Source organism: Caldivirga sp. UBA161 (assembly GCF_002506515.1).
Lineage (GTDB): Archaea > Thermoproteota > Thermoprotei > Thermoproteales > Thermocladiaceae > Caldivirga.
The window spans coordinates 1-11,803 of the sequence record NZ_DAXS01000009.1 but is presented as its reverse complement, the minus strand read 5'-3'; the positions used below and the strand labels follow the sequence as shown (position 1 = coordinate 11,803).

At 40.6% G+C, this 11,803-nt stretch carries 11 protein-coding genes; 6 read left to right on the top strand and 5 right to left on the bottom strand.

Translation table 11 applies throughout. The features are described from left to right. On the top strand, positions 1-190 hold a 190-nt coding region (locus BP896_RS01190), incomplete at its 5' end, for an aldo/keto reductase (protein ID WP_291764810.1). A 152-nt stretch (positions 191-342) separates the two neighbouring features. Here the strand turns inward: BP896_RS01190 and BP896_RS01185 are convergent. Then, a complete protein-coding gene (locus tag BP896_RS01185) occupies positions 343-1,290 on the bottom strand; it encodes an aldo/keto reductase (protein ID WP_291764808.1) in 948 nt (315 codons plus the stop codon). Between the two features lie 44 nt (positions 1,291-1,334). After that, positions 1,335-3,950: a DNA-directed DNA polymerase I gene (locus BP896_RS01180; RefSeq protein ID WP_291764806.1), complete on the bottom strand. Its 2,616-nt coding sequence runs from the start codon at positions 3,948-3,950 to the stop codon at positions 1,335-1,337. A 140-nt stretch (positions 3,951-4,090) separates the two neighbouring features. Here BP896_RS01180 and BP896_RS01175 point away from each other — a divergent pair, with 140 nt between their 5' ends. Then, positions 4,091-5,443 (top strand): ABC transporter permease, encoded by a 1,353-nt coding sequence (locus tag BP896_RS01175; protein ID WP_291764805.1) that lies wholly within the window; start codon positions 4,091-4,093, stop codon positions 5,441-5,443. Positions 5,444-5,470: 27 nt separating this feature from the next. Here BP896_RS01175 and BP896_RS01170 read toward each other — a convergent pair whose 3' ends face one another. After that, complete coding sequence (locus BP896_RS01170) at positions 5,471-5,899, bottom strand: helix-turn-helix domain-containing protein (RefSeq protein WP_291764804.1); 429 nt, start codon at positions 5,897-5,899, stop codon at positions 5,471-5,473. 97 nt (positions 5,900-5,996) lie between these two features. On the opposite strand from BP896_RS01170, the gene BP896_RS01165 reads away from it, so the two are divergent. After that, positions 5,997-6,956 (top strand): carbohydrate kinase family protein, encoded by a 960-nt coding sequence (locus BP896_RS01165; protein WP_291764803.1) that lies wholly within the window; start codon positions 5,997-5,999, stop codon positions 6,954-6,956. Here the strand turns inward: BP896_RS01165 and BP896_RS01160 are convergent. Continuing rightward, positions 6,921-8,147: an MFS transporter gene (locus tag BP896_RS01160; RefSeq protein ID WP_291764802.1), complete on the bottom strand. Its 1,227-nt coding sequence runs from the start codon at positions 8,145-8,147 to the stop codon at positions 6,921-6,923. The two genes, BP896_RS01165 and BP896_RS01160, sit on opposite strands and share 36 nt — an antisense overlap. Positions 8,148-8,327: 180 nt before the next feature. On the opposite strand from BP896_RS01160, the gene BP896_RS01155 reads away from it, so the two are divergent. The 3 genes from BP896_RS01155 (at position 8,328) to BP896_RS01145 (ending at position 10,827) form a co-directional block, all read left to right on the top strand. After that, complete coding sequence (locus BP896_RS01155) at positions 8,328-8,678, top strand: hypothetical protein (protein WP_291764800.1); 351 nt, start codon at positions 8,328-8,330, stop codon at positions 8,676-8,678. Positions 8,679-8,778: 100 nt separating this feature from the next. Next, positions 8,779-9,795, top strand: coding sequence for an Lrp/AsnC family transcriptional regulator (locus BP896_RS01150; protein WP_291764798.1), 1,017 nt, complete (start codon positions 8,779-8,781; stop codon positions 9,793-9,795). Between the two features lie 159 nt (positions 9,796-9,954). After that, a complete protein-coding gene (locus BP896_RS01145) occupies positions 9,955-10,827 on the top strand; it encodes an ATP-grasp domain-containing protein (RefSeq protein WP_291764797.1) in 873 nt (290 codons plus the stop codon). A gap of 22 nt (positions 10,828-10,849) precedes the next feature. Here the strand turns inward: BP896_RS01145 and BP896_RS01140 are convergent, their stop codons facing one another. Further along, positions 10,850-11,599: a TrmB family transcriptional regulator gene (locus BP896_RS01140; protein WP_291764795.1), complete on the bottom strand. Its 750-nt coding sequence runs from the start codon at positions 11,597-11,599 to the stop codon at positions 10,850-10,852. Positions 11,600-11,803: the final 204 nt, after the last annotated feature.

Genomic DNA, 11,803 nt, shown 5'->3' with positions numbered 1-11,803 from the left:
GAGTATTGCCGAGAAGTACGGTAAAACACCAGCGCAAGTGGCATTAAACTGGTTAATAAGCAAACCAAACACAGTAGCAATACCAAAAGCCACAAGGGAGGAGCATTTAAGGGAAAACCTAGGAGCATTAGGATGGAGAATAAGCCAAGAAGACCAAAAACAACTAGAACAAGCATACCCAATAAGATAAATTACTTAGCGAACCACCAATGGTTAATCCTAAGCATCCAAGCGATTTTCATTTAAGGCATTATGGGAAATTATAAAAGTACCTTAGGCATTTAGGCTTCAGTGAGGAAAATAAAGCGGCTGATTACTGATGAAACTGACCTGCTCTGAATGCTAGAAGTTTACGTAACTTATCTTAAGTGAATCGCTGGCCCTCGTCAATTTTAAGAAATCATCCTCACTCATCCTCCATCCAGCCGCCCCCGCATTCTCCTCAACCTGCTCAGCACTCCTAGCTCCTGGTATTGGTACAACGTTCGGATGCATTATTAACCAATTCAATGCCACTTGAGCCGGCGTTTTACCATACTTAGATGCAACCTCCCTTATCACTGGAACTAGTTTACTGCTTATTTCCTTAAAGTTATCTTCCATGAATAATGGATCCCCTGCCCTTAGGTCATTCTTAGGCCTATTCTCAAGGCTATACTTACCGGTGACGATCCCCTTGGCTAATGGGCTCCACGCTATTAAGGTTAAGCCCTCCTTCTGGACGTATGGAAGAATCTCCTTCTCAACCTCCCTTTCAACTATACTATACCTATTCTGAGTACTCACTATGTCAGCCTTAGATAAGCATTTCCTAGCATAATCAAGGAGTGGAGGCAGGTAGTTACTGACTCCAATATACCTTATCACCCCATCATTAACAAGCTTCTCCATAGCCTTCATTGTTTCGCATACAGGCGTGTTTAACCATGCTGCTGGCCAATGTAGTTGAAGTAAATCTATTACATCAACGCCAAGGCGTTCCCTACTCCTATGTGCAGCCTTAATTACGTCATCATATCTATGCCAATCACCAGGCACCTTAGTGGCTATAATAACTTGATCCTTAAGGCCAAGTTCCTTAATGGCCCTACCAACAAACTCCTCACTCCTACCCCTACCGTAGACTGCCGCTGTATCTATGAAGTTAATGCCCACTTCAATAGCCTTACTTATCACGGTCTTAGCTACATGGTACTCATATGGGCCCCATGCATCTCCACCGAATTGCCATGCACCTAAACCAATGAGCGATATTTTTAACCCTGTTTTACCTAAGGACACATATTCCATAATTTAGCAATGCCTTATGTGGGTTAATAAACGTTATGCGGCCTCTACATTAGCTTTGATCCAACAATATTTTCAAAGGGTATGCCTAACGCATCAAGTATTTGCTCCAGCGACGTTCTTAAGTATTCAACGTACTTATCCGAGTCTATTTCATCAATTCTAGCTAGCTGAACTGGCTTAACACCCTCCCTAGTATTAGTCTTAACGAAGAATATTATGTCACCAGGGCCGGGCTTAACACCATACTTACTTAATAATTCCGCTGCCTTAACATGCTGTGGAGTGTTCTTAGTGTATTCACTTATTGGCTTATTTATAGCCATTTTAACAGCAAGCTTATCCAATGGTACATCCTTATTCTTAATCATTATGTAATACTCCCTCACACGCTCCTTAATAGCTTCAGTAACCTTCTCAACATCATTAATATTACTTATTGTACTAAAGAGGTGTATTACATCCTTAACGGCATCCTTAGCTATATCTGGGGTATTCCTCTTCTTACCCACAAGCCCCTTCATATCCACTGAACCATCTTGAAGTATACCTGCGTAGTTCTTCTTCCTACCGCTTAAGGCAAGTATCCTATATGCCTTATCCAACTCAATGTCAATACCCATCTCATCTTTAACCCAGTTTATCATCTCCTCAAGCTTATCCTTACTGGGATTGTATAAGAATAGGCTATCTGTATCACCGTATATTGGTGTTAGACCTAAGTCAAGAGCCTTAATTATAGTCTTAGTTATCGCCAACCTGCCTAGAGCAGTAACTAATTCCGCTAATGGAGGGCAGTATAATGGGAATATTTCAGCACCAAAGACTCCGTAGGAGGCGTTTATGAATACCTTTAAAGCTGCTTGAACAACATTATAGTAGTCCCTCTGCCTTGGATCCTTATCACCCTTAGCCAGCTTCTTATACACGTAAACCCTCATATCCCTAAGTAATCCAACTAGTAGTGATGTTAAACCCCTCATGTTTGTGCAAACCCAGTGAGGTAGGGTTGGGGCAGGCCTATTTCTTGGATCATTAGCCTGCTTCTCATCAGGGCACCTGACTGTTTCATAGGATAAGTTCCACCTCTTTATTATTGATGGGTATAGGCTTGCGAAGTCAAGTACATACACGTCTGGGTATATACCAGCAATGGGCTCTATAACAATGGCACCTGCATACTTCTTATTCTTAATTATAGCCTTAGTGGCCACTGAACCCTTAGCATTAATCACATCCTCCTTATTAGGTATTAACCAACCCCTCCTCCTATGTTCGAAGTACACCATATTCCTTATCCAAGCCGAGACTTGGTATCTTGAAACATCGTTAAGTGGAGTCTTCGATATCCTAGCTAGCAGTACTATTAACCTCATAACTAATTCATTATTGAATGTAGTTAAGTAAAGGGTTAGTAATGCATCCCTGAAATTGTAGTTGACTAATTCAACATAGTTCATTTCACTAATGGGCTTCTCCCTCTCAACCTTGGAAATACCCAGTAATGCACTTGCTATGGCGTCAAGAGTCTTCTCACCACTTGAGTACTTGCCGCCAAAGGCGTAGACTTCAACAGCCCTAATGTTGAAGAACTTATATAGATCAATATGAACGCCAAGCACATACCTTGCCTCGCCATCCCTCGTTAGGATTATGGGTAACTCCTCCTTCCTGAAGCCTAATTTAAGTGCCCTATTGTAGATATAGGTTAAGTCGAAGGAGTCGCCGTTGAAGGTGACTAATATTGGGTAAGCCATTATGGTCTTGAAGAATTCCTTCAAGAGGTCCCTCTCATTATCGAAAAACATTACTTCAACATCATCACTCAACAGCATGCCTTGATCATCGGCATTCATTGATATTTCAGGTCTTCTAAGAACTAGAACCCTCTTAAGCCCGTCACTTCCAGCTAGGCCTATTGAAATTATTTCATACAAGGCCTCCTTAGGATTAGGTATCTTATTCTCTTGGGGGGTATAAACCTCAATGTCTATGGCAATCCTCTTCAAGGGTGGTATAGGTGCTTGAAATAGGGGTAACCATTCCCTGAAGGCCTTCAAGTAATCCTCATCATTAGCATACAACTCCTCCCCAAGCTTCTGGATCTCGCCTGGTACATCAACATTAACCGGCATTAACTTACCATTCTCAATCCTATAGAACATGCCTGGTACTAGGCCGTTATCATATATGTAGGATAAGTGGTACTTAATCCTAGCCTCCCAAGCCCTAGGTATAATATCCCTAATGGATTCCCTACCACCACCTATTGTTAATGGATCCTTAGCATAGACCACGGTATAGGTTTTACTATTTAATTCAAGTGGATTAAACTTGACCTCAGTATCAATGTGGTCAAAACCCTTAAGTCTTAGTATTGACTTATAATTAGTAATTAATTCATCAGGTGGTATATCAGTTATTAAATATGGTTTATGACCAGTGTTATCGTACCAGAAGTAGATTCTATCATTCATGAAGTCGTAAAGCTTTACTAGTGCCTTACCGGCTTTACCATCGTAGGTTACGTCAATTAATATACTGGGAGGTGTACTTGTGGGTGTTTCCGCAGATATGGCGCTTTCCTGAATATACTCCTCACTGGACTCCTCAATCTCCTGTTCCTCCTGTTCATCAACTTTATCTAACTCATCCTTAGGCACAAGTTTACAGTTGCTGGAAAGTTAATAAGGGTTTCAGTCGGTTAATCATTAATGGGCTTAGGCGAGGTTAATTTAAGAGAAATTTAATTATAGAAATGGGTTAAGACTTAAATATAAGGCATTAATTTACTTTAGGAGTAATGGTTGACTGCGATTTATTGGACATGGCATTAGTGGACTCTAATGCTAGGCGTAAGATTATACAGCATATACTTGATAAGGGTATTGATCTACAAGACTTAGGCTTCTCTAAGGAGTACATTGAATCAGTATTAGAGAGTAATGCAGAGGTGAATAACATGCTTCTATGTGCGGCCTTAAGATTCATGGATCTTGATGAATTGAATAAAGTAATAGGTTACGTACCAAGAATGGCCACTGAGGATGATTTAATAATGGTGATTAGTAGGGCTAAGAGGGATGAGGCCTATAGGAGAATGCTACTTGAGGCTGTTAATAGGGCATTTAAGGAGGAGCAGGCTAAGTGTAGTGAGGTTGCTGTCAGTGGGTTAGGTTACGTTAAGTATAAGTTACCTGACATTGCCTTAACCATAGCTAAGCTTGAGAGGAAGCTTCCTGAAAGAACCATTGGGGCAATCCTCTGGTCCATTAGGACAGTTCTAATGCTCTTCGCTGAATTAGTCTTCGCATTAGCCATAGCCTTCTTAATAATACACGCAGTACCTGGTGCAGGCCACCTAACGGATCCTGTTAATAGTTTTCTAAGGTTCCTACTAATGGTTCTCCACGGTAACTTAGGTTGGTCAAGAACCTATGGGGCTCCAGTAGCTGAAATAATAGCCCTTGCCGCTCCTTGGACCATAACCATAGCGTCAATATCCCTAACCCTCGCCTTCATAACAGGCTACACACTTGGCCTAGTTAGTGCCTCTAGGACTGGCATCGTTGACTCATTTATTAATGGCTTAGCAGCCTTCGCCCAGTCGGTTCCATCCTACGTAATAGCGTTAACCCTTATAGTTGTCTTCGGGGTGGTGCTTAAGGTATTGCCCATAGCCGGCATCAACTCCATGGGGATTAAGCCTGGGTTAAGCATATTTTACTTCATTGATATTATTAAGCATTTAATTCTACCAATCCTCTCATACTATATAATATTGTTCCCAAACTGGGTCTTCATAACGAGGAGCTTAGCGTCGATGACTCTTACTGAGGATTACGTCCTAACCGCTAGGGCTAGGGGCCTACGTGAAAGGAGAATACTTAATTCATATATTGGTAAAAATTCAATACTACCTCAATTAACGTTACTCGCCTACTCTTACGGCTTACTCTTCGGTAACAGTATATTCATTGAATCAATGTTCGCAATACCTGGATTAGGCTACTTAATTAATGTGACTGCAGGTACCTCAGACTACATGACCACGGTGGGGGCTTTCATGGTTATAATAATATCAATAATCATAGGTAACTTCATAGCTGATTTAACATACGGGCTAGTGGATCCAAGGATAAGGGGAGTTGTTTAAAGCTCCCGGAACTGGGGCTTACTTTACTTACTCCCCACTTAAGCTTGATTCCTCAATAGACTTAATCATCATTGATGAAGTTGTTGATTCTATTAATTCCCTAGCTATGTCATAGTATGAGTTAACGAGTTGAAGTAGCCTCTGCTTAACATGATCAATGGGTAATGCATAGTAAACGTAGGTGTAGCCCCCCCTTCTTGTTAACACTGCCCTCCTGGCCACTAATCCAAGCTGAATAAGCTTTATCAATGACTTCTCCACGGTGCTCCTAGACTTCTTAACGACTGTTGATATCTCAGATACTGTTAATGGGTCATTACCATTATTGTTTAGTAGCGTGTGGTATACGGTAACATCAGTTATTGACAATTTTAGAATGCATCTAAGTATATATTTCAAATCAATGTTCTTAACTAGATTTTCCACATCTACCTCTCTCAATATATTTAGATACATCTAACCACCTAAGGGGCTACTCAGCGGCTGTTTATAAATCCTTCTCTATGAAACCACGATGAGTCAAGCTTAATTACTCCAAGCTGAATCTTAAAGTGTGAAGAAGCCGCTAATAGCCTCAGTGGGTAACCTTAACCTAGACGTGTACTTCCGAATTCAGTCCCTACCTGAGAATGATGGGGCTATTGAAGCCTATGAAGCATACATAGGGGGAGGTGGGTCAGCGGCCAACTTTGCGATACAAGCCTCAAAGCTTGGAGCCTATGTGAGATTCATTGGGGCTGTTGGCTCAGATACTATTAGCGACGCGCTACTGGAGGATCTTAAGGAGGCTGGGGTTGATGTTAAGTGGGTTAAGAGGATTAATGTTGAGAGGAGTGGACTTGTTGTTGTTTTAATAGGCCCTGAGAATAGTAAGAGGATGATTGAGTACAGGGGTGCTAACTTAGGCTTAACACCAAGTGACATAAACACTGAGGTGCTTAATGGGGTTAATCACCTACATATAGCATTAAGTAGGTTAAATATAATTGAAGCTGGGATTAGGAGGGCTAAGGAACTTGGCTTAACAATCTCCATTGATGGAGGCGCTGGGTTATCCTCATATGACTTAAGCATACTTAAGCCATTAATGGATGGGGTGAACATATGGTTCATGAATAGCCTTGAGGCAAGGAGGCTAACAGGTATTGATGACCCTATTTCAGCTGGGTTAAAAATATTTGGAAGCGCCAACGTTGAGGAACTTGTAGTCACCCTTGGTCCAAGGGGTGCAGTATCCTTTACTAAGGATGGGGCTAAGCTTATTGATGCTTTCAAGGTAGCGCCCATTGATACCACTGGAGCAGGCGATGTCTTCGCGGCATCGTATGTCTTCGCCAAGTTAATAGGCTTAGATAGGGTTAGTAGGTTAATATTCGCTAACGCTGCTGCATCAATTAAGGTTACTAGGAGGGGGGCAAGGGCTGGCCCTAATTTTAATGAGGTACTGGAGTTCCTTAGAACAGTGGGTTATGGTGACTTAGCGAGTGAGGTTAGGGGTATTCTTGGTCAATAGTGCATTAGGGTTTAATTCCCTCAGCGACTTATAGAGCAGCCAAGTGAAAAACACCACTGAGGCTTCAACAATAATAGTCATGTATCTTAAACCCAGGAGTTCAGCTGATACGCCTAGGGCTATGGGTGATAGTATGCCTATTATAGTCATTATTGATGAAAACGCTGAATTCATTAAATTCCTCTCATCATCCTTAGAATCCCTGGAAATAATTATTAGGGAAAGGGGGTATGTTAAACCATGGGGTATGCCGAGTATTGCTAAGGAAAGGGCGTAAACGTAAATGTTTGGTGAAAGGGTCATAATCACCATACCCACTACCGTTAGTATTGACATTGATAGTGAGGCGTATTTAACGTCTTTAATAGGTCTTATTGAAATATAAAGCCTAGTGGCAAAGGATGCTGTGAAGAAGGCTGCAAAAAGTAGGTAAACCAGTGAATTGTTTGCATGGAAGTATTCTATTGCATAAATGCCGCCGAAGGTGGTTAACATGGCGAAGGGTAAACTATACATGGCATTATTGTATATTGCAGTCCTAAAACTGGCCTTACTCCATATTGAATTCAGCTTAAACTTAATGAAACCAGGCTTCTCCACTGGGAAGGGTAGCTTGGGGGATAGAATTACCATTATTGCAGAGAATGCTGAGAAGAATAGGAAAGCATACCTGAGGGTGAAGTAGCGTAGTACCAGTGACTCAATAACTGGACCTATTGTTAAACTTAAACTAAGGGCAAAGGTATATAACGCTATTACCCTCTCCCTCATCTCCTGGCTCCTCCCTATTATGCTTGATGAGGTTGCAACATTAGGCATTATTATGCCAAGTAGGAAACCCACTGCAGTTGATGTTAACCAGAGGCCAATATAATTGACGAAGGGGTATATTATGAAGGTGAGGAAGTAGAGGAGGGTTGATGCTTCAAATAGTATTCTCCTCCTGGCTGAATCCAGCCTAGCGTTAACCCACATTGTGGCGATGAATGATGATATTGAAATAACGCTACTTATTAAACCCACCTCAGTCTCAGTGGCGTTGAAGTACTCCCTAGCTATTAATGGTACTGTGGTCTGTATCATGTTGTTACTTGCCCTAGCCATGAACGTGAACGTAAGTAGAATAATAATTGCCTGCATTATATCCCTTCCCTCTGAATTACTTAATGAACTTATCTTACTCATTTTCATTTTCTAAAGACCTAAACCTGGTACCTTTTATAAAACTTACCCGGGCAGATATATAGATTCACCCTAAATATACATAATCTATATAATAATATATAATTATTGACATCACCTAACCACTGATATTAATGCGTTAATAACATGGGGCTCATATTTATAAATAGATGAACCGTACTTAAATAAGTGGGAAGCGGCATTAGCGCCATTGTTGATGGAATTGTGGGTGGCTGTGTGGATGGGTACGTGGAGAAGCATACCTTTAGGAGTGGGGCTAGGTATGTTATAAAACCAAGCAATATGTTTATTGAACTTCACGTAATAAGTGAGGGTGATAATATTTGCGTGGAGATTTGGGATAATGAGACCAGTGCGGCACCCGTGTATGCTCAAAGTTTTAAGGATTATGAATTTGAGGATTCATTAAACTACATAATCTGTAGGATATATCAATTACTAATGCTTAAGAAAATGATGAGTATTAGGCCTGAATCTGAGATTCCCCTAAATTTAAAAACCACTACAGTTAGGCATTAAGGAGATTGAATGATCAGGGGCCCTAGCGCTGATTAATAATGATGAATCCTTCCTCACAAGCTTAATAAAGGCTTTTATTAACGCATCAGTAATCAACTAAATGAAACAACCGCATAATTTATTTATATACACTGAATTACTCCAAGCCCTAATGCTTGACGATAAGTCAAGGGAATTACTAATGGAGGCTCAATACAACTTCCCAATCACCAACAGGCCATTCTTAGAATTAGCGAAGAGAATTGGAGCCACTGAGGATTGGGTTATTGAAACCCTAAGGAGGTTTAAGGAAATGGGCCTAATTAGGAGAATTGGGGCATTAGTCAACTATAGGGCTAGGGGTATGGTGTCGGCATTAGTGGCCTTAAGGGTTAGGGATTACTTAGTTGATGAGGTGGCGGCTGAGATTAATAGGGATAGGTATGTGACCCATAATTTCCTAAGGCTTCATAATAGGTACAACATATGGTATGTTACCAAGGCAACAAGTAAAGAGGAGCTTGAGGATAAGGTGAGGAGGATTGTTGATAAATTCGCGTTAAGCCCAGATGACTATGTGGTACTTTACGCTGAGAAAACCTATAAGATTGACGTTAAGTTTGACTTGAATGCTGGGGTTTCTAGGGCTAAGATACGTAGGTTACCTGATAGTAGCCTTAAAATTGAGGAAGTGGGATTACCCCTAGAGTTCTATGAAATGATTAAGTCAATAAGCATTGTTAAGGAGCCATTCAATGAGATTACTACCAGGTTTAAAATGCCGGTAAGTAAGATAACTGAATTAATAGGGGAGTTGAGGGATAATGGTGTTTTAAGGGACTTCTACGCAATGATTGACCCAGACCTCGCGGGATTTAAGGCTAATGCAATGATTACCTTCAGCATAAGTGACTGTGGGAAGGTTGCTAATATTGATGAGGCTACCCACGTGGTTAAGAGGGTGATTGTTCCAGGTAAGTGGAACCACAACTGCTACTTCATGATTCACGCAGTTAACTATGATATAATAAGTAGTATTGTACAGGATAGGTTAAGTAAACTAGGCGTCACTGAATATGATGTATTACCAAGCGTACGTAATCTACTACCCAATATGGCTAGGAGGATTGAGCAGTAGATTTAAATTCAGTATAGTATCAATAAACGTAAATAATATATTTTACAATGATACCATTTACTGAAGGAGGGTTCTTACCTTGAACGGTTGGTTAAAAGTTTAAAAGCCATTTCATAGGCGATTTCATGGTGATTTAATATACCTTACACAATAGCTGTGGTGGCTGATGCACCTATACCGAGTAGGAGCAATAGGGACCTCTACTACAGTATTAGGGCTAAGGGGCATGTTGCTAAGTATATTTCAATCTCACGATTATCAATTAAGCTTGATGGTAGTGATGTTAGCGTAGTGGTTGGCGATAATAAGGTGGCCCTTGATGGAGTCTTCCTAAGAAGCATAGGCTTCTTAATAGATGTTGAGCAATTCTTCCACAGGGTTAGTGTATTGAGGACCCTTGAGGATTCTGGGACTGTTCTGATAAATACCGTTGATGGCTTATTAAGGACCAGGAATAAGATAGAGACCCTTGCATTATTAGCCAAGAACAAGATACCTGTACCATCAACTGTATCCACTGAGAGCCTATTAACGGCTTACACTGCGGCTAAGAATATGGGTCAGGTGGTTATTAAGCCTGTTCAAGGCTCCAGGGGCTTTGGCTCAGTTATGATTACTGACCCTGACATAGCCTTTCAAGTAGCTAAATCACTACTTGTGGTTAAGAAGCCTATATATGTTCAGAAGTATGTGAAGAAGCCTAATAGGGATATTAGGGTCATGGTTATTGATGGTGAAGTCTTTGGATGCATGCTTAGGATGGCTACTGATGGGCAATGGAAAACCAACATTGCTCAAGGAGCCTACGGTAAACCATGTGATAAAATTGATGAGGAGCTTAAGGAATTATCAATAAAATCCACTGAGGTTCTTGGATTAACGTATGCTGGTGTTGATGTTGGGGAGGGGCCTAATGGATACGTGATTTTTGAGGTTAATGGTAGTCCTGATTGGCAGGAGTTAGCGTCAGTAACCATGAATAATCCAGCCCCTAAGCTGGTTGAGGTAATGGAGAAAATGATTAGGAAGTAGGAGTATCCCTACACATTAATCCTCACCTATTAATGGGCTCTGATTCCCTCCATAGTGTTTCAAAGTACGTCTTAGCTATCTCAATAATATACTCCTGGGTTGAGTATAGTGATAAGTAATCGGCACCATATTGAATAGTTAATAATACTCCATCGCCAATGAAACCTGCGCCAAACATCATATCCCTAACCCTGAGACTAACTCTAGGTGGTAGTGTTTTAGCGTAATCAATTAGATCCCTCGTGACAAGTAGCTTAACCTCAGATTTCCCCGCAGCCTCAATGATCATTGATGCTACTTCATCATCAAGGAGTTGACCATATGGTATTGCAACACTAACCTCCTTCACATTACCCAATATAATTACTCTAGCCAGATTCTTAGTATTCTGAAGCCCCTTAACAGTGAAGAGTGTTTCACTCCTAGCCTTAATACTCCTTTGATTTGAAGCCTCATAAATCATCTGAAGAGTATTAATCATAGGCTTAGCCTTCTCAACAATATCATTAATCCTAGACACCGCAATATTGAACACCTCCTTAGGTGGCTTAGCCACAAAAACCTCAGGTCTCTTACTTGAATCAGCATCAATTAAACCCAACCTAACCATACCCTTCAAGATGCTGTAAACCTTAGATGAAGGCACATTAGCATACTTAGCCACTAAGCTAGCCGTCAACGGCCCCCTCTCGACTAAAGCCAAATACACCCTAAGCTGATACTTAGATAAACCAATCATCCTTAATAATGAATTAACATAATCATCCATCATAAATTAAGCCTCCAACACTACAAGGTGCCGCTGTTTAAAAACCTAAGGTCAAACTTAAGTACGCATTATTAATTATATTAAACATATCACCTATATTTTAAATTATATCATGGAATTATTAAATTAAATTAATAGCTGAAGAAAATAAAAATAAATTATTTTGATTCTTATTTACCTTACCTCCTCCTTAGTGCTATTATTGCT